The 20,776-nt window shown below is 36.4% G+C and carries 25 protein-coding genes; 15 read left to right on the top strand and 10 right to left on the bottom strand.

From position 1 onward, the window contains the following. The first annotated feature begins 41 nt into the window (after positions 1 to 41). From CDA10_RS03360 to trpB, 8 genes are all read left to right on the top strand, one after another. On the top strand, positions 42 to 371 hold the full coding sequence (locus CDA10_RS03360; protein ID WP_089604095.1) for a YbaB/EbfC family nucleoid-associated protein: 330 nt from the start codon (positions 42 to 44) through the stop codon (positions 369 to 371). A gap of 10 nt (positions 372 to 381) precedes the next feature. Then, positions 382 to 978 carry a recombination mediator RecR gene (gene recR / locus CDA10_RS03355; RefSeq protein ID WP_089604094.1) on the top strand — a complete coding sequence of 199 codons (597 nt, stop codon included), beginning with the start codon at positions 382 to 384 and terminating at the stop codon, positions 976 to 978. Between the two features lie 351 nt (positions 979 to 1,329). Continuing rightward, positions 1,330 to 2,472 (top strand): ribonuclease D, encoded by a 1,143-nt coding sequence (locus tag CDA10_RS03350; protein ID WP_089604093.1) that lies wholly within the window; start codon positions 1,330 to 1,332, stop codon positions 2,470 to 2,472. 181 nt (positions 2,473 to 2,653) lie between these two features. Then, complete coding sequence (locus CDA10_RS03345; protein ID WP_089604092.1) at positions 2,654 to 2,959, top strand: YcgL domain-containing protein; 306 nt, start codon at positions 2,654 to 2,656, stop codon at positions 2,957 to 2,959. After that, entirely contained in the window at positions 2,952 to 3,365 is a 414-nt protein-coding gene (locus tag CDA10_RS03340) for a hypothetical protein (RefSeq protein WP_089604091.1), read from the top strand. Before CDA10_RS03345 ends, CDA10_RS03340 begins: the two co-directional genes overlap by 8 nt. A 20-nt stretch (positions 3,366 to 3,385) precedes the next feature. Beyond that, the gene (locus CDA10_RS03335; RefSeq protein ID WP_010114595.1) at positions 3,386 to 4,237 is read left to right on the top strand and encodes an AAA family ATPase; all 852 of its coding nucleotides are present in this window, start codon (positions 3,386 to 3,388) and stop codon (positions 4,235 to 4,237) included. Between the two features lie 15 nt (positions 4,238 to 4,252). Continuing rightward, on the top strand, positions 4,253 to 5,440 hold the full coding sequence (locus CDA10_RS03330; RefSeq protein ID WP_089604090.1) for a vWA domain-containing protein: 1,188 nt from the start codon (positions 4,253 to 4,255) through the stop codon (positions 5,438 to 5,440). A gap of 136 nt (positions 5,441 to 5,576) precedes the next feature. Further along, complete coding sequence (gene trpB, locus CDA10_RS03325) at positions 5,577 to 6,785, top strand: tryptophan synthase subunit beta (protein WP_089604089.1); 1,209 nt, start codon at positions 5,577 to 5,579, stop codon at positions 6,783 to 6,785. A 104-nt stretch (positions 6,786 to 6,889) separates the two neighbouring features. Here the strand turns inward: trpB and CDA10_RS03320 are convergent, their stop codons facing one another. From CDA10_RS03320 to CDA10_RS03310, 3 genes are all read right to left on the bottom strand, one after another. Further along, positions 6,890 to 7,321: a CBS domain-containing protein gene (locus CDA10_RS03320; RefSeq protein ID WP_089604088.1), complete on the bottom strand. Its 432-nt coding sequence runs from the start codon at positions 7,319 to 7,321 to the stop codon at positions 6,890 to 6,892. A gap of 140 nt (positions 7,322 to 7,461) precedes the next feature. After that, positions 7,462 to 7,839: a DUF2750 domain-containing protein gene (locus CDA10_RS03315; RefSeq protein WP_089604087.1), complete on the bottom strand. Its 378-nt coding sequence runs from the start codon at positions 7,837 to 7,839 to the stop codon at positions 7,462 to 7,464. Between the two features lie 156 nt (positions 7,840 to 7,995). Beyond that, positions 7,996 to 8,229 (bottom strand): hypothetical protein, encoded by a 234-nt coding sequence (locus CDA10_RS03310; RefSeq protein WP_010114587.1) that lies wholly within the window; start codon positions 8,227 to 8,229, stop codon positions 7,996 to 7,998. Positions 8,230 to 8,450: 221 nt separating this feature from the next. Here CDA10_RS03310 and CDA10_RS03305 point away from each other — a divergent pair, with 221 nt between their 5' ends. Together CDA10_RS03305 and CDA10_RS03300 are read left to right on the top strand one after the other, a co-directional pair. Continuing rightward, on the top strand, positions 8,451 to 8,807 hold the full coding sequence (locus tag CDA10_RS03305; RefSeq protein WP_089604086.1) for a hypothetical protein: 357 nt from the start codon (positions 8,451 to 8,453) through the stop codon (positions 8,805 to 8,807). A 275-nt stretch (positions 8,808 to 9,082) separates the two neighbouring features. Beyond that, positions 9,083 to 9,409, top strand: coding sequence for a hypothetical protein (locus CDA10_RS03300; protein ID WP_089604085.1), 327 nt, complete (start codon positions 9,083 to 9,085; stop codon positions 9,407 to 9,409). A 10-nt stretch (positions 9,410 to 9,419) separates the two neighbouring features. Here the strand turns inward: CDA10_RS03300 and CDA10_RS03295 are convergent, their stop codons facing one another. Both CDA10_RS03295 and CDA10_RS03290 read right to left on the bottom strand, forming a co-directional pair. After that, on the bottom strand, positions 9,420 to 10,973 hold the full coding sequence (locus CDA10_RS03295; protein WP_089604084.1) for a M16 family metallopeptidase: 1,554 nt from the start codon (positions 10,971 to 10,973) through the stop codon (positions 9,420 to 9,422). A 10-nt stretch (positions 10,974 to 10,983) separates the two neighbouring features. Next, the gene (locus CDA10_RS03290) at positions 10,984 to 12,348 is read right to left on the bottom strand and encodes a M16 family metallopeptidase (protein WP_089604115.1); all 1,365 of its coding nucleotides are present in this window, start codon (positions 12,346 to 12,348) and stop codon (positions 10,984 to 10,986) included. 210 nt (positions 12,349 to 12,558) lie between these two features. Between CDA10_RS03290 and ftsY the strand changes: the two genes are divergently transcribed. The 5 genes from ftsY to CDA10_RS03265 all read left to right on the top strand — a co-directional run bounded on the left by ftsY (position 12,559) and on the right by CDA10_RS03265 (position 16,819). Then, positions 12,559 to 13,674, top strand: a complete 1,116-nt coding sequence (gene ftsY / locus CDA10_RS03285) for a signal recognition particle-docking protein FtsY (RefSeq protein WP_089604083.1) — start codon at positions 12,559 to 12,561, stop codon at positions 13,672 to 13,674. Between the two features lie 258 nt (positions 13,675 to 13,932). Next, the gene (locus tag CDA10_RS03280) at positions 13,933 to 14,526 is read left to right on the top strand and encodes a nitroreductase family protein (protein ID WP_089604082.1); all 594 of its coding nucleotides are present in this window, start codon (positions 13,933 to 13,935) and stop codon (positions 14,524 to 14,526) included. Positions 14,527 to 15,077: 551 nt separating this feature from the next. Beyond that, the gene (locus tag CDA10_RS03275) at positions 15,078 to 15,743 is read left to right on the top strand and encodes a YccT family protein (protein ID WP_089604081.1); all 666 of its coding nucleotides are present in this window, start codon (positions 15,078 to 15,080) and stop codon (positions 15,741 to 15,743) included. A 138-nt stretch (positions 15,744 to 15,881) separates the two neighbouring features. Beyond that, the gene (locus CDA10_RS03270; RefSeq protein ID WP_089604080.1) at positions 15,882 to 16,427 is read left to right on the top strand and encodes a GNAT family N-acetyltransferase; all 546 of its coding nucleotides are present in this window, start codon (positions 15,882 to 15,884) and stop codon (positions 16,425 to 16,427) included. 17 nt (positions 16,428 to 16,444) lie between these two features. Next, positions 16,445 to 16,819 (top strand): hypothetical protein, encoded by a 375-nt coding sequence (locus CDA10_RS03265; RefSeq protein ID WP_089604079.1) that lies wholly within the window; start codon positions 16,445 to 16,447, stop codon positions 16,817 to 16,819. Positions 16,820 to 16,863: 44 nt separating this feature from the next. Here CDA10_RS03265 and CDA10_RS03260 read toward each other — a convergent pair whose 3' ends face one another. From CDA10_RS03260 to cydP, 5 genes are read right to left on the bottom strand one after another with little or no spacing between them, the layout of a single operon-like run. Beyond that, positions 16,864 to 17,160, bottom strand: a complete 297-nt coding sequence (locus tag CDA10_RS03260) for a cyd operon YbgE family protein (protein ID WP_089604078.1) — start codon at positions 17,158 to 17,160, stop codon at positions 16,864 to 16,866. A 3-nt stretch (positions 17,161 to 17,163) separates the two neighbouring features. After that, on the bottom strand, positions 17,164 to 17,265 hold the full coding sequence (gene cydX, locus CDA10_RS03255; protein ID WP_004653762.1) for a cytochrome bd-I oxidase subunit CydX: 102 nt from the start codon (positions 17,263 to 17,265) through the stop codon (positions 17,164 to 17,166). 41 nt (positions 17,266 to 17,306) lie between these two features. Beyond that, positions 17,307 to 18,452: a cytochrome d ubiquinol oxidase subunit II gene (gene cydB, locus CDA10_RS03250; RefSeq protein ID WP_089604077.1), complete on the bottom strand. Its 1,146-nt coding sequence runs from the start codon at positions 18,450 to 18,452 to the stop codon at positions 17,307 to 17,309. Continuing rightward, positions 18,449 to 20,041, bottom strand: a complete 1,593-nt coding sequence (locus CDA10_RS03245) for a cytochrome ubiquinol oxidase subunit I (RefSeq protein WP_089604076.1) — start codon at positions 20,039 to 20,041, stop codon at positions 18,449 to 18,451. The genes cydB and CDA10_RS03245 overlap by 4 nt, the downstream gene beginning before the upstream one ends. After that, positions 20,041 to 20,232, bottom strand: coding sequence for a cytochrome oxidase putative small subunit CydP (gene cydP / locus CDA10_RS03240; RefSeq protein WP_010114557.1), 192 nt, complete (start codon positions 20,230 to 20,232; stop codon positions 20,041 to 20,043). Before cydP ends, CDA10_RS03245 begins: the two co-directional genes overlap by 1 nt. Between the last annotated feature and the right edge of the window lie 544 nt (positions 20,233 to 20,776).

Raw genomic sequence — 20,776 nt, 5'->3', positions numbered from 1 at the left:
TTACAATGTCTGCCAAATTAGGATTTTGTTCGGAGAATTTTATGAATATTAATATGCTGATGCAACAAGCTCAACGCATGCAAAAAGACATGGAAAGCAATGTTAAAAAAGCAAAAGAACAGCTTGCACAAACTGAAGTTCAAGCGGAAGCGGGTGGTGGTTTGGTAAAAGTTACCATGACTTGTCGTAACGTGGTTAAACGTATTGAAATTAGCCCTGATTTGTTACAAGACGATCCAGATATGATTGAAGACTTGATTGCTGCTGCAATGAATGACGCTGCACGTCAAGTAGAAGTGATTTCTGAAGCAAAAATGAAAGAAGCAAACTCTGGTATGGGTTTACCACCGGGTCTTTCGGGTTTGTTCTAAGGATTAGCAGGTGTTTAGCGACCGTTTTGATCAGCTTGTACAAGCTTTGCGAATTTTACCTAGTGTTGGGCCGAAATCGGCTCAACGTATGGCATTGCATTTGATCATGAAAAATAAAGAGGGAGCGATTGGTTTGGCGCATGCGCTCAATGAAGCGACCTCTTATATTCATGAATGTAGTCTTTGTCATTCACTGACTGAAAATGAAGTCTGTGATATTTGTTGTTCAAATGACCGTGATGATCAGTTGCTTTGTGTGGTTGAATCACCAGCAGATGTGATGGCAATTGAACAAAGTGGCAGTTTTAGAGGTAAATACCACGTATTAGGTGGGCATTTGTCTCCTTTGGATGGTATTGGGCCTGAAGAAATTGGTATTCCATATTTAGTGCAACGACTGAGTGCTGGTAAAATTACTGAAGTGATTTTAGCTACCAATGCAACTGTAGAAGGGCAAGCAACTGCACATTACTTGGTCGAGGCAACAAAGCATCTGTCTTTACAAATGACACGAATCGCTCAGGGTGTACCACAGGGTGGTGAGTTGGAATATGTCGATAGCCATACGCTTAGCCAAGCTGTACATAATCGCATGCGTATGAAATAACAAGCCAAAAGTGCGACTTAAGGGTTTGTTGATCTTTTGGATAGCTTTGCGATAATGCAACTGGTCTGAAATGATGAACAAATCCTTTTTTATTTAAAAATATTTACATTTGTTCAAAAGTTTTATGTAGACTCAAAAATGCAATTTAAGAAATGCTTATATTCATCATTTTTATAAAAATTTTTTGCTTTAGTAAGCTGTAAAAACTATATATAAATTAGCTATACAATGTTAATTTTGTTGAAAAATAAGATATTTATGGAGAATTAGTTGAAAAATCTTATATTTAAATTTTATATATTCAGGTAAAATCATATTTTATTTAAATGTAACATTTTGACACAAACTGACATGTTTCAATTTATCAATCAACAGACCGAACTCGAAAATGTGTTGGATTTAATGCAACATACATCGACTTATGGTCTAGACACTGAATTTATTAAAGTCGATACGCTTTGGCCTAAACTCGGTGTGTTTCAAATCAATGTCAATGGTCAAGTGTTTCTGCTCGACGGTACAACTTTAGATTTAGACAATTTTTGGAATAAGCTTTTTCAAGCACAACAAAATATTTTTCACGCATGTGGTGAAGATATTGATTTGATTTATCATTATTCAGATAAGAAAAATTTAGAAAATGTGTTTGATACACAAGTTGCTTTGTCTTTTTTAGGACATGGCTTGCAAGTGAGCTATCAAAATGCTTTGAAACTGATACTCGATATCGATATCGATAAAGACCAAACTCGTTCAGACTGGTTAGCACGTCCATTGACCAATGAACAAATGAATTATGCAGCCAATGATGTTTTATACATTATGCATTTGGCTGAAAAAGTGAAGTTAGAATTAACGCAGAAAAATTTGTATCAGCAAGCTGTTGAAGACTGTCAGAATTTGACCTTTGAAATCGCCTTAGAAACACCAAAAGAAAAACTTTATAGTGAAATTGGGAACTATCGACATTCTCGTAAACAGTTGATGCAATTGCAGCAATTGAGTGTTTGGCGTGAAGAAATGGTCAAAGCATTGAATCAGCCACGAAGCTTTATTCTTAAAAGTTCGACGATGATTGATTTGGTAGAAATGAATCCCAAGAATAATTTTCAATTATCTCAGGTTAAAGGTATTCGACCGAATATTGTACGTGAACACGGCAAGACCATTTTAGATTTATTGAAGTTCTTACCTGAAATAGATGAATGGCCTTTGCGTATCGCTCGACCGATTAAGCATTCTTCAAAAGGCGTTACGCTTGAAGTGGATGAATTGATTTCAAATATTTCGCTAGAAACGCAAGTACCCAAAGAAGTACTTATGCGCAAAAAGTGGTTGAATGCTTTGTATCATCATGTGGTTTTTCATGGTGATGAACAAGATTTGCCGCGTTATTTATTGGGGTGGCGTTATGATTTATTAACGCAACCGCTCATTCGTATGTTGCATAATGATTTGAATTATTTAAGCACCCAAATGAAAGTGAATGAGTAGTTTTTAACTTATTCATTCATTTTGAATTGCAGGCATTTTGTAAATTTAAAAAAGATTTAGAGTTGATCAAATATTTAACAATTGATTATAAATAACGACTGATGCGTTAATTTTCGATAATGTATCCGTCGTTTTTTTCATGTATGCTGTGATATGAGTTTAATTGAAGCTGTTGTTTAAAATGCATTGTGATATTTATAAATCGAGCAAAAAAGACGAAATGTATCTTTATGTGGCTCGTCCAAATCATCCAAATGAAGATGAAAATGCTGATCCTTTAGCGGTCTTGTCTGAACCTTTACGTGCTGCTTTTGGCCGTGCAACGCATGTTATGCATCTTGAATTAAATGAAGATAAAAAATTAGCACGTGTGAATGTGTTACATGTTTTAGATTCATTGAACACAAAAGGCTTCTTTATTCAAATGCCGCCAGAGGGTTTAATTAACCCAAATGCGGTTGAACCAGAGGGACTACGTGGTGCTTGAACAGTTATCAGGAATATGGGCAAATTTCCTACACCTATTTGATTCTATACCAGAAGATAATATTGCGATCTCAGTCTATGTTCTTGGAACAGTTTTGATTTTGTGGTGCTGGTATTCGATTGCAAAGCGTTTACCTTCACCACTTGGCGGTATTTCATGGATGATTGTATTTGCAATAATTGCAACTCCGACAATTTCTGAAGGACCTAACTCCGAAGTCGCGCCTGCTGTCTTTGGATTGTTATTTGGTATTTTAACTAAAGATTCTCCATTAATTTGGTCAAATCTTGCATTAATCGTTTTTGTGATCGGTGTGGGTTTGATTGTTGGATTCTGTTGGTCTAAATACAAAGCCAATAAAAATATGAAACGAAGCATTGTAGCAAAAAATATTTCACCACTTTAAATAAAAAATAAAGGTTATTTATGTCTGTTGATTCTCAACAATTCACAGGTACTGAGCAATATATTGCGACTGATAGTTTAAGACTAGCTGTAAAAGCAGCTCGTGCATTACAAAAGCCATTATTGGTGAAAGGTGAGCCGGGCACAGGGAAAACCTTGCTTGCAGAACAAGTCGCAGAAAGTTTAGGCTTAAAACTGATTACTTGGCACATTAAATCTACAACCAAAGCCCAGCAAGGTTTGTATGAGTATGATGCTGTTTCACGCTTACGTGATAGTCAGCTTGGTGATGATCGTGTTTACGATATCAAAAACTACATCAAGCCGGGTAAGCTGTGGGAAGCATTTACCAGTGAGGAACGTTGTGTTTTATTGATTGATGAAATTGATAAAGCAGACATCGAATTTCCAAATGATTTGTTGCATGAATTAGACAAAATGTCTTTCTTTGTTTATGAAACAGATGAAACGATTACCGCCACACAACGTCCGATTGTAATTATCACATCAAATAATGAAAAAGAGCTTCCAGATGCGTTCTTGCGTCGTTGTTTTTTCCATTATATTGAATTCCCAGATGAAGCGACGATGCGTGAAATTATTGCCGTGCATTTTCCGAATATTTCAGGAACTTTGGTTTCAGAAGCTTTACAAGTATTCTTTAAATTACGTCAAGTTCCAGGTCTGAAAAAACCACCTTCAACATCTGAATTAATTGATTGGTTAAGCTTGTTGATGGCTGACGATATGCCAGAAGATGTATTGCGTAATCACGATAAATCGAAAGCGATTCCACCATTGTATGGCGCATTGATTAAAAATGAACAAGATGTGCAATTGTTGGAACGTTTAGCCTTTATGTCACGTCGTTAATGGGGGAGTCGCAACATGTTTGTGCGATTGTTTTATACCCTGCGAAAATATGGTGTACCTGTTTCAACACGTGAATTGATCGACTTAAACCAAGCGATTAGTCAAGGTTTGGTTTTTGCAGATCAAGATGATTTCTATCAATTGGTGAAAACGGTCATGGTCAAAGATGAAAGATTCTTTGATAAGTTTGATCGTGCCATGAAAGATTATTTTGAAGGTATTCATACTTTCGATCTTGATGATTTACTCAGTAAGGTTCAAAAATTACCGAAAGATTGGTTTGATTTGGAATTACTCGAAAAGCATTTAACACCTGAACAACGTGCTGAATTGATGAAAGCAGGTTCGCTTGAAGAATTGATGAAAATGTTGGAAGAACGCTTGCGTGAACAACATAAAAAACATCAAGGTGGTAACCGCATGGTAGGTACAGGCGGAACATCACCTTTTGGTGCTTTTGGTGATCATCCTGAAGGTGTTCGGATTGGTGGACCTAGTCGTAAGAATTCGGCTGTAAAAGTTTGGGAACAGCGTAAATATCAAAATCTTGATGATGAGCAAATTTTAGGTACACGCCAAATGCAAATGGCTTTGCGTCGTTTGCGTAAATTTGCTCGTCAGGGTGCAGCTGAAGAGCTAGATATTAATGGCACGATTTATGAAACTGCGAAACAAGGCATTTTAGATGTTCAAATGGTGCCTGAGCGTCGTAATCGTATTAAGGTTCTTATGTTGTTTGATGTGGGAGGATCTATGGATTCACACATTGCACAATGTGAAAAGCTGTTTAGTGCTGCGAAAACAGAGTTTAAAACATTAGAATATTTTTATTTTCATAACTGTTTGTATGACTATGTTTGGAAAGACAATCATCGTCGTTCTTCGACACGGATGAACACGTGGGATTTATTCAATACCTATGGTAAAGACTACCGTGTCATCGTGGTTGGTGATGCGAGTATGGCACCGTATGAGTTAAAGTCAGCTGGTGGTTCTGTTGAGTATATGAATGAGGAAGCAGGTGATGTTTGGCTACGTCGTTTACGTAATCATTTTGAAAAAACAGCATGGTTAAATCCTGAAGAACAAGGGTATTGGCACTATACGCAAACGATTAATATGATTAAGCAAATATTTGACGATCACATGTTTCCAATGACCTTAAAAGGCATTGAAGATATGACCAAATATTTGTCTCGATAAATTGGATTTTTAGCATAGGATCTTTGCTGGCCTCTACAGGCTACAGATTTTTTGAATCTCAAAGATCCTAAAAATATACAAATAAAATTGAAAGTTATAATTCTTAAAAACTAAGATTCTTAAATGAGGAACTCAAATGGATCATCAAATCAATGGTGTTGCTTTACCGAATGAAAACGGATTTTTTGGTGAATATGGTGGTCAATTTATACCGCCTCATTTAAAACAAGCTATGGATGAGATTAATGTGGCTTATGAAGAGATTCGTAAGACACCGGAATTTCAAAATGAGTTGGTTGATTTATTTACCCACTATGTTGGTCGTCCAAGTCCTTTATTTCATGCTAAACGCCTTTCAGATCAATTGGGCGGTGCGCAGATTTATTTAAAACGAGAAGATTTAAATCATACGGGCGCACATAAAATAAACCACTGTTTAGGCGAAGCATTGCTTGCTAAATATATGGGTAAAACCAAGGTGATTGCTGAAACTGGGGCAGGTCAACATGGTGTAGCGTTAGCAACAGCATGTGCCTTAGTGGGTATTCCATGTGAAATTCATATGGGGCAAGTGGATATTGAAAAAGAACATCCTAACGTTGTGAAAATGAAGATTTTGGGCGCAAAACTGGTTGCGGTAACTCAAGGTACTGCAACATTGAAAGATGCTGTAGATAGCGCATTTGATGAGTATTTAAAAGATCCTGAAAATTACATCTATGCCATCGGTTCAGTGGTTGGCCCACATCCATTCCCGAAAATGGTTCGTGATTTTCAATCGATTATTGGTGATGAAATCAAAGTTCAAACTCAAGACCGTTTTGGGGCTCAACCAGATTATGTTGTGGCCTGTGTCGGTGGTGGTTCAAATGCAATTGGTGCATTCACAGCATTCTTGAATGATACGGATGTGAAACTTGTTGGTGTAGAGCCAGCAGGTCATGGTTTAGACACGGATATGCATTCTGCAACATTAACATTGGGCAAACCAAGTCAAATTCATGGTATGGCATGTTATGTCCTTGAAAATGAGCAGGGTGAACCTTTACCAGTACATTCTATTGCTTCTGGATTGGATTACCCTGGTGTTGGCCCTCAACATAGCTTCTTGAAAGATATTGGGCGTGTTGAATATTCAACAGCAACAGATCAGGAATGTTTAGATGCGTTTATGACACTTTCTCGTGTAGAAGGTATTGTTCCAGCATTGGAAAGTTCACATGCTGTAGCTTGGGCAATTCGTGAAGCACCGCAGATGGCAAAAGATATTAAAATCGTTGTGAATTTATCAGGTCGTGGTGATAAAGATGCTGATTATGTTGCAGGGAAATTGGGTTTAAACTAATCCGGTAGTTACCAATTAAATCGGTATTTTAATCATGTTAAAATACCGATTAGATAATTTTTTTCAAAATTCAAAATTCAAAATTCAAAATTCAAAATTCAAAATTAGCCTGAAATATATTGTTGTAATTGTTCAATCAGTTTTCTTTGATCTTCCATTGTTGCTTTGACTAAATCACCAATAGAGATAAATCCAACCAGTTTTTCACCTTCCATCACAGGTAAATGACGTAAATGACCATCGGTCATGAGGTTTAAACACTCTTCTACAGTATGACTTGGCATCACTGAAATGACTTTAGGTGTCATAATTTCTGCGACAGTTGTATGGTCTGAGGTACGCTGCATCAAGGCAATTTTACGTGTGTAGTCACGTTCAGATAAAATTCCAACGACTTTAGAATCTTGAGTGACAACCAGTGCACCAATCCCTTTATTTGCCATGAGGGTAATCGCTGCTAAAACGGTAGCAGTTGGTGAAATGGTATGAATTTCTAATCCTGCTTTATCTTGAATTACTTGTGCTACTGTCGTCATAATTATTTTTCCTTTTGTATTGATGCTTATACTGCATTCTATTAACTTAACTGTATTTTTAAAGATTTAAAATACTTTGCAGTTAAAAATATAACAATAATTTTTTACAATGCTCTTAAAACTTAAGAACAATGCTTAAATTAAATCGCTTGAAATTGAATGTTGTTGTTAAAGAAGAAATGATGCATTTGAGTCGTTGAAAGTTTAAATTTACGTGATGATGAGTTAAACAAAGCAGGTTTAACATTGAGGCGCTTTAATGTCGGTAGCAATGATTCTTCAAAATCTTTTGGTGTGATTCTGCGAGGAGTGTAATGTGGCCAATGTATTTTGGCATATTGAAATGCTTGAGTAGAATTGAGCCAAAAGGGAAAGAATACTTCATTTTGATCGGACTTCATTGCCCAACCTTCATGGTACAAACCCCATAATACGCCACAATACATTAATGATTTTAGAACCGAAATTTTAAGAAACAACTCATTAGAGATGGGTTGAAGGAAAATATATTTTTTCATGATTTACAATCGTGTCTAGTGCATCAACCATTCTAAAGGAAATTCAGTCAAGAACCGTTACCACTTTATGCTGAATCGTAAGCATTTATTAAAATTGATTGAAAAATAAATCATTTAAAGCAGACATAAAAAAAACGCCACCGAGGTGACGTTTGACTAGGCTTGCATCGTGGCCATTTTTTGCCAGTACTGCGCTTTGAGTGAATCTCGTTCTACGCGAAAACCTTGGAAATAAAGTTCTGCAAGAAATGTTGCTGCTTTACCATGTCCAGCTTTTGCTGCATCTTCTAACGCTTTTACCGCATCTACAAAGTTCATTTCACATTGAATTGTATTTACTGCATTTGCATAAACATGTTCTAAGTCTTGATGAGAGATTTGATGAATCATATATAACTCCTTATTGTAATTATGATCTTTAACTTGGCTCCCCATCGGAGCCTATACTTAACTAATCTAACTTAACTTTATTAAAGTAATATTACAATTTACTTCACTTGTCAAGTAATTTGCAAAAGACACTTGACGAATACAAAATTACATGATTAAACATTAATCAGAAATAATATTTATTAAAATTAATATGAGAATTATGACAAAGGGAGAACAACATGACAAATGTAATAGATGGATTTACTTTTGATGTACCTCCAGCTGAATCTCAAATCGTTGAATTAGCTCAGTATCATCGTAAACAATTGGACGAAGCAATTTTCCATCAAGAGATACATCTTGGTGATTATTGTTTGGCACAACGAAAACGTGTGTACGATTATACCAAAGATTTGAATCCAACGCAAAAACTGGGGTTTTATCGGATTTATGATGGCGAATTAAGACGACTTGCAGACGATGATGATTTGCATTCTTCACATACTGAAAATGGGGTGGGGGTTTTTGCTGTGAGTATTGTGCTGATCATTATTGCGGTTATTTTGTATTTCGCATTTTTAAGAGCTGTTATTTGATAGAATGTTTAATAGGGAAATTTGATTCAAACTTTTTCAACTGAATAATGCAAAAAACCTTATTTAATTTCTGTACGAATAAGGTTTTTTTGTCGATAAAAGTTTTTATCGGCATGAGGAGGAGGCTACTGAATTTGTCTAAAATTTCACAATTAAATTGCGAAATTTTTAAATCATATCGGCACTATTTTTAAATGTTATTGTAGTACAAAGCTAAGAAAGCGCTATATTTTTCTGTAAAGGATGATTAGACTATCGCAAGTTAGAGGTAGTTCATGCGCAAACTCAAAGATCATTTTCAAAAACGATATTCTTCTTTTCCTGTGGAAAATGTTTTGAATTATTTCATTATCAGCATGATTTTTATCATTTTGACTGTTGCGACTTTTGCATTGCTTCGACCGATTAATTCTGAACAATATCGTTTAGTGACTCAATACTCAAAACAAGCGGCACTTCCCAAAACACAAAAAATTGCCAATCATTTAAAACATCAAGACGTCATTAAAAAGATTGAATATCTTAGGTTGTTACGTGCTTATCATTTTGAAAATAGTCATGTTAAAAAATATCCCGCAGTGGATATAGCTGATCCTGAGTAAAATTTAAGCTTTATTTAGATGGTCTGATTGTGGTTTTAATGATTAAATTGGGTGTATTCGGTTTAAAAAATTGCCCTGAATTTACATTGCTATTTAACATGTTCTTTAGTGCTTTTTCATCTAACTGATTGGCTACAATCACGAGCGTTAAACGGTTTGCATGTAAGTTTTTTTGAATAGCACGTTGTAATTGCTGAGTTGTGATCTCACTGAGCTGTTTTTGATATTGTGTTAGAAAATCTGCAGGAAGTTGATAAAAACCAATCGCTGCAATTTGTGCATTGATATTGGCATTTGAACTGAACGTCATTGGAAATGAACGTAGCATTCCTTCTTTAGTTTCTTCAAGTTGCTTTTTGGATATTGGATTTTTTATAAAATCGTACAACGCTTGGTGCGTAACACGAATACTATCCATTAACTGATTTTGTTCAGTTGCATAGCTCAAACTGAACAGACCACGCGCCGCAGTTGAGCTTAGTGTGCTATATGCGCCGTAGGTATAGCCACGCTTAACGCGTAATTCTTTCATAAGTATAGAGTTAAAGCCATTGCCACCAAACATCTGATTTGCGACTTCTAAAGCAATACGATCTGGATCATTACGTTTGATAGCCAAATGCCCCATCATCACATGCGCTTGGGTTGAATTGTATGGAATATATTGAATATTGAAATCTTTTTGATCTTGTGGTTCAGGAAGCGGTGGCGCAGTTTGACCTTGAACGATATTTTGACTGATTAAATTAGAAATTTCTGTGGCTTCAACATTGGTCAAATTGCCTGTAATAGCAATATTCATATTTTGTGCAACGAGCAGTTTATCTCGAAATGCTTTTAACAATTCTGGAGTGATTTTTTGAATACTGCCATTGGTTCCCACCGTGGGTTCGGCATAAGGGTGCTGTCCGTATAAAGTCCGATAAAATTTTATACCCAACAGTCTGCTTGGATTTTCTTTAAGTTGCTTTTGTCCTATTTTGGTATTGTTTAAAGCAAGGTTTAAGCTAGAAGCTTTAAACTGAGAATGATTGATCACATGAAGCATCATGTCGATGGCAGGATCAAGTTTTTTAGGATCAGATAAAACTCTAAGCTTGACGATAAACATATCGCGGTAAGCACTGACATCGAATTGTGCTCCTAAGCCTTCAAATGTTGAAGCAATTTCTTTGGCTGAATATTGTTCTGTACCTTCAGTTAGGAGTTTTGCTGCCATATTTGACATACCAAACAGACCTTTACCAAGAGTTTCATCTTGAGATGAACCTGCATTAAAGGTCAGTTGAATATCGACAATCGGTAAATCTTGCGCGGCTACAAATAAAGTTCTAACATTCTGAGTATTTTGTAAATCTTGCACAAAAGGTGCTTGATATTGTTGATGTTCACCTAAATTTTTGAGGCTTTGCAGTGATTTGAGCGCCTTTAAATTTGTATCTGAAATATGAACGACAGCATCTTCACGCTCGTCAGGTGTTGTGTCAGCATAATTTAGCGTTGGGTACAGTAAAATACCTAGCAAAAGCAGAGGGGCTTTTAAGGTTATTTTGTTTAAGCACATTGTTATTATCCTATTTTTCTTCTGAATTTTCTGGCATCAAATACAAACTACTTAGGTTTTCTTTGACAAAGTAAATATTGGCAATACGCTGCAAGTCTTGTGCTGTAACAGTTTCATAATATTTAGGTAATTCATCAATTAAGCGAAAACTCAGACCATTGACTTCAAGTTTACCAATCATATTGGCTTGTCCACTGATGTCATCTTGACTATAAATTAAATTTGAAATGAAGTTGTTTTTAACTCGATCGAGTTCAGTTTGATTGACCAATTCGGTTTTGAATAAATTCATTTCTGTGTCAATCGCTTTTTGTGCTTCTTCCAATGAGATGCCTTCACTTGGAATTGCTGAAATCATAAATAAACTATCGCCACGATTGTATGGGTCATAACTGACACTGATGGCGGTTAAAACTTTTTTATCTCGAACTAAGCGGTCTTGTAGTCGTGCAGAAATGCTACCATCCAATAAAGATTGAATAATCGTGAGTGCATAAGCATCTTGTGGGTTCTTAGCAGTCGCAATAGATCTGACATTCCAAGCCATAAATAAATTGGGAACTTGAACAGGAAGTTGAATTTCCATATGGCGATAACCAACCCGATCAAATTCAAGAACATCATTTCGATCAGGCAGTTCTTTTTTCGGAATCATTGCAAAATATTTTTCAACTTGTTTTAAGGCTTGCTCGGCATTGACATCACCAACAATCACTAAAGTTGCATTATTGGGGGTATACCATGTTTGATACCAATGCTTCAAATCATTGACTTGAATGTTCTTCAAATTTTTCATAAAACCAATCACAGGTTGACGATGGTGACTGGTTGGATAAGCAATCCATTTAAAACGTTCATATGCTAAATTTCGAGGATTATCATCTGTTCTTTGGCGTCGTTCTTCCATAACGACTTTAATCTCAGGCTCAAAATCTTGTTGTTTCAATACAAGATTTTTCATCCGATCTGCTTCTAATTCTAGAGCTAAAGGAAAATATTTTTTAGGATAAAGCTGGTAATAATTGGTGTAATTATTATAGGTTGTGGCATTGGTATACCCGCCATACAGTCGGCTCAGACGAGTAAATTCGTCATCGGGCACTTTTTGTGTGCCTTTAAACATCATATGCTCAAGTACATGTGAAATACCAAGTACATTGCCAGATTCATCGCTGCTGCCCACGCCGTACCAAATTTGTGTCATCACGATGGGAGAACGATGATCTTCACGAATAATGACTTTTAAACCATTTTTTAATGTCGTTTCAAAAGTCGTTCTTGCCAACTGACTCTGTGTTTGGGCCTGAATATGACTTGTCCAAATACTGATAGAGGCAAATAGTATAGAGGTAATAACGATTTTATTGTGTTGCATAGGTCTGATGAATTTCGCTTTGAAAATACGCACAAATCGCCTAGATATTATTTTAAAATTTAGAACTATTCTCAAAAAATTAACACTTTAAAGCAAGTGTTTCATGTTGCATTTTGGTTCGAGTACTTTAAAGCCAGTGAAACGCTAAAAATCAGCGTAATTTATGCTAAACTCTTTCTTTTTTAACGCTATGCTTTTCAAGGAATCGGCATGCAAGAACAGCAAAATAAATTCTTGATTGATGCGGATATCGGGGATGACGATGTCACTTTACCTAGTTTACCAGCCGTTGATGTGCCTATTATTGAAAATAATAAAATAGAAGCTGCTCCAACTGAAACGCAAGAATCTGTAAAGGCTACAGATACAGAACAAACCACTGACGTTGAAGAAACAAGCAAAAGTGGTTTCTTTAGTCGAATGAAGGAAGGTTTGACCAAATCACGCAAGAATTTTGCGGATGGTATGGTCAACATCCTCATCGGTGGTAAAGAAATTGATGATGAGTTGTTAGAAGAAGTTGAAGAACAGCTTTTAGTTGCTGATATTGGTGTTGATGCAACGAAAACAATTATTGCAAATTTGACTGAACGTACAGCGCGTGGTGATTTGATTTATTCACATTCATTGTATAAAGCATTGCAAGAAGAACTTGTTGCATTACTTGCACCACGTGTAAAACCTTTGCATATTGATCCAAATAAAAACCCATTTGTGATTCTAGTGGTAGGTGTCAACGGTGTAGGTAAGACTACGACGATTGGTAAACTTGCTAAACGTTTACAAGGTGAAGGTAAGAAAGTCATGCTGGCTGCGGGTGATACTTTCCGTGCTGCTGCAACTGAACAGCTTCAAATTTGGGGCGAACGGAATAATATTGCCGTTGTGGCGCAAGGTCATGGTGCAGACAGTGCTTCGGTTATTTTTGATGCTTTTGAGAGTGCGCGAGCTAAAGGTGTTGATGTACTCATTGCCGATACAGCAGGGCGTTTGCATAACAAAAGTAACTTAATGCAAGAGTTGACTAAAGTTAAACGTGTTATGCAAAAAATTGATGCAACAGCACCGCATGAAATCATGTTGGTTGTTGATGCAGGTACAGGGCAAAATGCGATTAATCAAGTTGAGACTTTTGATGAGGCTGTTGGTCTGACAGGTCTAACCATTACCAAATTGGATGGTACTGCGAAAGGTGGTGTGTTATTTAATATCGCAAGTCGTAGTCATGTACCTATTCGTTTTATTGGTGTGGGTGAGAAAATTGATGATCTTCGTCCATTTTCTGCAAAAGCATTCGTTGCTGCATTATTTGAAACAGATAAATAATTTTAAATATTTATTTTTGTTCATAACATGTTGAATAAATGATTTATTTTAAAAACTTCGCTTTATGCGAAGTTTTTTATTGTCTTAAATTTATTAGGAAAAAATTGAAAATACGAAAATATAGAATTAGCATAAATATTATTGTTCCAAAAATAGAACACTTTGTTATTGATATAAGGCTGATGCCATCGTAGAGATCACCTACACTAGCATCATCTTAAAGAACACGACCAAAATGGTCAGCGAAGGAATACTGTAATGTCTTTTTTAAATCAAATTAAACAACGTCGTACAATTTATGCAATTGGTAAAGATGTAAGTTTAGATCAAGCTAAAATAGAAGAACTTATCAAAGAAGCAGTGAAACAAAGTCCATCATCATTTAACTCACAATCTTCACGCGCTGTGATTTTATTTGGCGACTCACATGTTAAATTTTGGACGATCGTTTTAGAAACTTTACGTAAAATTGTTCCTGCGGAAGCATTTGAAGGTACAAGTGCAAAAATTAATAGTTTTATTGCAGGCGCAGGTTCAGTATTGTTTTATGAAGACATGGCTGTGATCAAAGGTTTGCAAGAACAGTTTGCTTTGTATGCAGATAACTTCCCAGTTTGGTCTGAGCATTCTACCGCAATTGCACAGTTTGCAACGTGGACAGCTTTGTCAGAAGCGGGTATTGGCGCTTCATTACAGCATTATAATCCGATTGTAGATGAAGAAGTTGCAGAAGTGTTTGGTGTACCAGCAGATTGGAAACTTCGTGCACAGTTAGTATTCGGTTCAATTGAAGCACCTGCTGGCGAAAAAACATTTATTGATGATGCAACACGTTTTAAAACTTTTAACTAATTGTTTATTTGAACAAATTTTTAAAAATATTAAAGAGCACTTCGGTGCTCTTTTTTTATTTGTAATTCTATTTTAACGTCAGTTCGGGATAAACTCTGATGTAAGTTATTGAAAAAATTGATCAGGTGCAGCGGAGTCTTACCGTTTAAAGTCAGATGTAAGGATTAACCCACTTCGTCTTGCACTTCGCTTGAAATATATTTCAATCTTGTTCAGGTTCGACCTGAGAGGTATTACCTCGCAAGGCTTTCGGGATGAGTGGCACTGCCACGCAAGGGCAAAACCATTTGTCAGTCGCCAACTCGACAGATACTATCAAGTACCAAATGTATTGCAAAAACAGTATATTACAGATGTAGTCCTGCCTCGAACAATGCGACTGACGTTTCCGCGTATCATATGGTTGGGAATATGCCTTATCCCGAGCTTAGGTTATTTTAACTAAATTTAAGCAACAAATAATACCCAATATTCATTTGTCATAAAACTGTCATCACGACATTGCATAGTGCTTTAAATTTTACAGTTTTTTGACAAAAGAGTAGCGCGACATGACATTTAAATACGGAATTGCTGCATTTGGTTTAATGCTCAGCGGATCAGTTTTTGCAGCAGTGACGATTTCTGCACCTGAGGAAATTGTGTTACTTGCGGTGAATGATCAAGAAGTGAATGCAGGATTATTCCGCTCAAAAAACAATGAATATAAAGTTGATGCAGGGACGGTAGATTTGAGTGTGCGCTATCAACAGTATTTTGAGCATTTAAATGGTGAACATGACATTTTAAAATCGGGTGTTGTGACGATTAAAGCGCCTAATTTGAAGGATGGTCAAACTTATAAATTGGCTTTGGTCAATGCACCTAAAAGTTTTGATGATGCTAAAAAGTATGCGGAGCAGCCTACTGTGGCAATCTATGACCGCAATAATCAATTATTGGTACAGCAAACAGGTGCGAATAATGAGCAAAAACCGTGGTTAAGCACTGGTGTTTTTGGAAAGGTTGTTGATTTGACTTCACGCAATAAAGCACCGAGCAATCAACCAGCAGCAGTATATACAACAGCACAAACTACAACCGTGCAACCAGTTTCAATCAATAACACAAGCGCAGTTTCTAGTACAAATTCAACAGATCAACAATTGATTCAAATGTGGCAAAAAGCGTCTAAGGCAGAACGTCAAAAGTTTATGACGTGGTTGGCTGAGCAATAATTTAGAAATTTAAAGAGTTCAACTTTAAAGACCATTTGATGGTCTTTTTTTGTAACTCAGAAATGTTGATATAAGCTATGTTTTGATTTTTTAAAGCTGTTATATTTGCCGTGATGAGAATATAGAAAAATAAATGAAATGAACCATTTAAAATTTAGAATTGCACAAAGTGTGGATATTGCAAAACTTGTGGATTTAGTTAACTCCGCATACCGCCAACAACAAGGCAATAGTTGGACCAGTGAAGCTGAAATTGTCACAGGGCAACGTATAAATAGCTCACAGCTTGAACATGCATTATCTCAAGACAACGTCCAATTATGGATTGCTATACAGGATGGGGAAATCGTTGCTTGTATCGGTTTAACGTTTAATGAGCACGATGTAGAAATAGGTATATTTTGTATCGCACCGCATTTTCAAAATCAAGGTATGGGTAAACAGGTTTTAGACTATGCTGAGCAGTGTGTTAAGCAGAGTGAATTATCAAATTATCCAAAACATCGTCGTTTAAATAACTTTGTGATGTGGGTATTGAGTGTAAGAACTGAATTGATTGCGTATTATGAGCGCCGTGGTTATGTGCAGACGGGTGTGATAGATAATTATCCTTTAGATGCTGATGTTGGAAAACCGATAGTTGATTTGCATTTAATTGAGATGCGAAAAGCAATAATTAGCTGAAATATAATGGGTAATGTATGAATTATAAAATTAAGTTTATTTCAAGAGATGAACTTGTAGAAGAATCTTTTTGGATTCAAGTCGGTGGTATTGCAATAAATGTATTTTGTAATGATTACAATTTCAAGTTTGAGCTACTTGGAGAATATCAAGTTGAATTGGAATTTAATATTTTCGATGAATATAAGATCTGTGAATCAAGTTTGACCCCGCAAGTTCGCAAATTAGATCACTCTTTCGCTTATGAAATCATCGGTGTATTAGAAAACGGAACTTTAACCGTCGGTGACTTTTCTATATTTGATGAAATTTTATTGAGTAATTATGGCTATTTGGATGATAAAAATATTAGTTGGATTGTAGATCGAATTGATATGTCTATTGATTGGTAAATAAAAAACCCTGAATTCATCAGGGTTTTTCTTATTTCTTTAACTTAGGTCAAGAACCAAGTGTAATAGCCCCAAAGCATGAGTGGCCATGCAATATAAGGGCTAAACAGCCATTTCCAAACCCAAAACTGTGGCAGAAATCCTACACCGTGAATGAATCCACCTGAAATTCCAATCATCACCATCATCAAGGCACTATGATTATAGTGACCATTGACATCTAGCATCATGGCAGGGTGAATTAATAAAACACTTGCAAGCGGCAATGCCATCAAAAATGAAATGGCCATCGCAATTTTGTTCGGCTTGTTTTCTTCTGTTGTCATTGCAATTTCTGTCATGGTTTATTCCTCATCCAAATCTTGATGATGTTCGATATAAAGTGCGCTTAAAACACCTGCAAAGCACGCCATCAAAACCCCAAGAATCCAAGCAAAATACCACATAGCTTATTCTCCAATGATATTAATTAGGTTATGACACAGCCTTAATAAAGGCTGTGTGAATTGTCTTGAATGTGTTTGTTGGTAATCACGCCCCACATTTTGTAATAACACCATGTGGTATAAGCCAAAATAAGCGGAACAAAAATAGAAGCAACAACGGTCATTACGGTTAGGGTATTCTTACTTGAAACAGCATCCCACATGGTCAAACTGACTGTTGGGTTAATGCTAGAAGGCATTAAGAATGGGAATAGCGCAAAGCCAGCAGTTAAGATCGAGCCAGTTACAGCTAAAGTAGAGCCTGCGAAGCTAATTCCAGCCTTATTCTTTCCTGCGCCCAAGACAATCATGATTGCACCTAAAATCGCAGCGATTGGAGCAAGCATGGTGATAGGATACATTGAATAGTTATTCATCCAACCTGGGTTCATATTGGTGAGTACTTGTTTTGCTAAAGGGTTGGCAACACCATTGGTATTATAAGGCGTAACAAGGGTATAACCTTGAATACCACCAAAATATAACCATGCGCCAGCGCCTAAGAAACAAACTAAGAATACAATGCCCATCAACTGTGTTGCTTTAGCAGAGCGTTGACGTAGGTCACCATCTGTACGTAACATTAACCATGCACCACCGTGTGCACAAAGCATAGATAAACTTACAAGCCCACAGACCAATGCAAATGGATTAAGTAGGGCAAAGAAGCTACCTGTATAGGTTGAACGTACAGTTTCATCTAAAGTAAAGGGTACGCCCAAGAACATATTACCAAATGCAACGCCGAAAACTAATGCAGGTACAGCACCACCGATGCATAAACCCCAGTCCCATGATGTACGCCATTGGGTATTGGTCAGTTTAGAACGGTAGTCAAAGCCCACAGGTCTGAGAAAGAGTGCGAATAGGACTAAGAGTAGCGCCCAATACATACCTGAGAAGGCAGTTGCATAAACCATTGGCCATGCAGCAAATAGCGCACCACCAGCAGTCACAAACCAAACTTGGTTGCCTTCCCAGTGAGGTGCAATGGTATTGATGGCTGCACGACGTTCATCGTCAGTTTTACCTACAAATGGCATGAGTGCCATAGAGCCCATGTCGAAACCATCGGTTAGGGCGAAACCAATCAATAAGACCCCAACCAATACCCACCAGATGATTTTGAGAAGTTCATATTCGATCATGATTGAGTCTCCCCAGCTTGATTTGCATTCGTGTTTGCTTCAAGTTTTTCGAAATGGTATTTACCCGTATGTAAAGAACTTGGCCCTAAACGAGAGAATTTGATCATTAAATACATCTCAATAATCAGCAATACTGTATAAAATGCAGCTAATGCAATGATTGAACCCCAAACATCACCTGTACTCAAACTCGATGCAGATAGATGAGTAGGAAGTACTTCACCAATTGTCCATGGCTGACGACCACCTTCAGCAACGTACCAACCTGTTTGAGCAGCAATCCACGGTAAAGGTAATCCAAACAATGCAAATTTGAGTAACCATGGTTTTTTTTCAGCATTGCGTTTAGCTACGGCAAATGTGGCTAAGATAAACAGCAATAACATGAGAAAACCTGAAGCAACCATTGCACGGAATGACCAGAATAAGCTTGCTACATGAGGAATAGTGTCTTTAGTTGCAGATTTAATTTGTGCTTCAGTAGCATCTGTAACATTTGGCGTATATTTTTTCAGAAGTAGGCCATAACCTAAGTCTTTTTGATTTTCTTTAAATGATGCCATCAGTTCAGGAGAACGATCACCTGCACGAAGTTTTTCAAGTTCGCTATAAGCCACCATACCATTACGGATACGTACTTCATGTTGAACCATCAAATCTTTTAAGCCAGTCACCTGTTTATCAACTGAACGTGTTGCAATAATCCCCATTGCATAAGGGATTTTAATTGCATAGTCAGTACGTTGTTGTTCTTGGTTTGGAATACCAAACAACGTGAATGAAGCAGGTGCAGGGTGTGTTTCCCACTCAGATTCAATCGCTGCTAATTTAGTTTTTTGAACATCGCCAAGTTCATAACCTGATTCATCACCTAGTAAAATAACCGATAATGTAGATGCTAAACCGAAGATTGCAGCAATTGCGAAAGAGCGACGAGCGAATGGCAAATCACGTTTTTTCAATAAATAATAACTAGAGATTGCCAAAACAAAGATTGCACCAGTGACATAACCCGCAGAAACAGTGTGTACAAATTTTACTTGAGCAACTGGGTTGAAGATCAAAGCACCGAAATCTACAAGCTCCATACGCATGGTTTCAAAATTAAATTCTGAACCGACTGGATTTTGCATCCAACCATTGGCAACTAAGATCCATAAAGCAGATAAATTAGAACCAATTGCGACTAACCATGTCACACCTAAGTGTTGAACTTTTGAAAGGCGATCCCAGCCAAAGAAGAATAAACCGATAAAGGTTGATTCAAGGAAGAAAGCCATTAATCCTTCAATAGCGAGTGGCGCACCAAAAATATCACCTACATAGTGTGAATAGTACGCCCAGTTTGTACCAAACTGAAATTCCATGGTTAGACCAGTGGTTACCCCTAAGGCAAAGTTAATGCCGAAGAGTTTCCCCCAGAACTTGGTCATATCTTTGTAAATTTCTTTACCTGAAATCACATAAGTGGTTTCCATGATGGCAAGAATAAAAGCTAAACCGAGTGTCAGCGGTACAAAAATAAAGTGATACATCGCGGTCATTGCAAATTGGAACCGCGAAAGATCGACCACGCTTTCAGAAATCATCAACGTGTCTCCTTGGTTTGGGAAGGACTGCCAGCGATACGCTCAGCAACTTGATTGTCAAAATTTTTAGGAATTGTCGGTGCATCAAACCAGATATGTTTGATCGTCATTAAAAGAACAATCTTAATTATTAATATGATTGTTATTTCTTTGACTAGACGACGATTTAAATCATTTGATTTTAAGCTCATGGTTAAAGCCTATAATTTAATTACTTTTATATTATTAAACAAAACACTACATAAAATAAATAGAAAATACATTTAAAATAAAAATATTTTATTAAGTGTAATTAAAACAATGGGTTATATTATTGATTTATCAAAAAATAAACTAAAAATATTTAAAATAAAAGTTGATTAAAACAGTCGTATTTAATCCATTTAAAACCAACTGAAATAGTAATGTTTAATAAATTAATTCCTACCAATTTGGTTTGAATTAATTTTTAAGAATTTTTAAAATAAAAATGGAGTAAAATTAATCATAGTAAAAGGGTTGGTTTAAATGTTTATTCTCAAAAATAAAACCGACTAAATTAATAGGTTATTTATTTGGTTGAGTGTAGGGGGATTTATTCTGATGAATTTATGAATGAGAAACACTGCAATTATACGGTTTTGATACTGGATCGAGTTGGTAATATCAAACAGGAATAGAATAAGTTGCTTATGTTATATATGAGCTTATAAAACGTGATTGAATATGCATGATATTCTTAGGTTATTTTATAAA

Source organism: Acinetobacter piscicola (genome assembly GCF_002233755.1).
In the GTDB taxonomy this organism is placed as follows: domain Bacteria; phylum Pseudomonadota; class Gammaproteobacteria; order Pseudomonadales; family Moraxellaceae; genus Acinetobacter; species Acinetobacter piscicola.
Note: the sequence above shows the minus strand (reverse complement) of the source record. Positions and strands in the feature narration are given on the sequence as shown.

Coding starts and splice junctions, on each gene's coding strand:
- ftsY (WP_089604083.1), top strand. CDS start 12,559: ATGCAAGAACAGCAAAATAAATTCTTGATTGATGCGGATATCGGGGAT.
- CDA10_RS03300 (WP_089604085.1), top strand. CDS start 9,083: ATGCGCAAACTCAAAGATCATTTTCAAAAACGATATTCTTCTTTTCCT.
- CDA10_RS03310 (WP_010114587.1), bottom strand. CDS start 8,229: ATGATTCATCAAATCTCTCATCAAGACTTAGAACATGTTTATGCAAAT.
- CDA10_RS03290 (WP_089604115.1), bottom strand. CDS start 12,348: ATGCAACACAATAAAATCGTTATTACCTCTATACTATTTGCCTCTATC.
- CDA10_RS03345 (WP_089604092.1), top strand. CDS start 2,654: ATGCATTGTGATATTTATAAATCGAGCAAAAAAGACGAAATGTATCTT.
- CDA10_RS03315 (WP_089604087.1), bottom strand. CDS start 7,839: ATGAAAAAATATATTTTCCTTCAACCCATCTCTAATGAGTTGTTTCTT.
- cydX (WP_004653762.1), bottom strand. CDS start 17,265: ATGTGGTATTTTGCTTGGATTCTTGGGGTTTTGATGGCGTGCTTTGCA.
- CDA10_RS03245 (WP_089604076.1), bottom strand. CDS start 20,041: ATGATTTCTGAAAGCGTGGTCGATCTTTCGCGGTTCCAATTTGCAATG.
- CDA10_RS03275 (WP_089604081.1), top strand. CDS start 15,078: ATGACATTTAAATACGGAATTGCTGCATTTGGTTTAATGCTCAGCGGA.
- CDA10_RS03265 (WP_089604079.1), top strand. CDS start 16,445: ATGAATTATAAAATTAAGTTTATTTCAAGAGATGAACTTGTAGAAGAA.
- cydP (WP_010114557.1), bottom strand. CDS start 20,232: ATGAGCTTAAAATCAAATGATTTAAATCGTCGTCTAGTCAAAGAAATA.
- CDA10_RS03280 (WP_089604082.1), top strand. CDS start 13,933: ATGTCTTTTTTAAATCAAATTAAACAACGTCGTACAATTTATGCAATT.
- CDA10_RS03360 (WP_089604095.1), top strand. CDS start 42: ATGAATATTAATATGCTGATGCAACAAGCTCAACGCATGCAAAAAGAC.
- cydB (WP_089604077.1), bottom strand. CDS start 18,452: ATGATCGAATATGAACTTCTCAAAATCATCTGGTGGGTATTGGTTGGG.
- CDA10_RS03330 (WP_089604090.1), top strand. CDS start 4,253: ATGTTTGTGCGATTGTTTTATACCCTGCGAAAATATGGTGTACCTGTT.
- CDA10_RS03295 (WP_089604084.1), bottom strand. CDS start 10,973: ATGTGCTTAAACAAAATAACCTTAAAAGCCCCTCTGCTTTTGCTAGGT.
- trpB (WP_089604089.1), top strand. CDS start 5,577: ATGGATCATCAAATCAATGGTGTTGCTTTACCGAATGAAAACGGATTT.
- CDA10_RS03350 (WP_089604093.1), top strand. CDS start 1,330: ATGTTTCAATTTATCAATCAACAGACCGAACTCGAAAATGTGTTGGAT.
- CDA10_RS03270 (WP_089604080.1), top strand. CDS start 15,882: ATGAACCATTTAAAATTTAGAATTGCACAAAGTGTGGATATTGCAAAA.
- CDA10_RS03320 (WP_089604088.1), bottom strand. CDS start 7,321: ATGACGACAGTAGCACAAGTAATTCAAGATAAAGCAGGATTAGAAATT.
- CDA10_RS03305 (WP_089604086.1), top strand. CDS start 8,451: ATGACAAATGTAATAGATGGATTTACTTTTGATGTACCTCCAGCTGAA.
- CDA10_RS03260 (WP_089604078.1), bottom strand. CDS start 17,160: ATGACAGAAATTGCAATGACAACAGAAGAAAACAAGCCGAACAAAATT.
- CDA10_RS03335 (WP_010114595.1), top strand. CDS start 3,386: ATGTCTGTTGATTCTCAACAATTCACAGGTACTGAGCAATATATTGCG.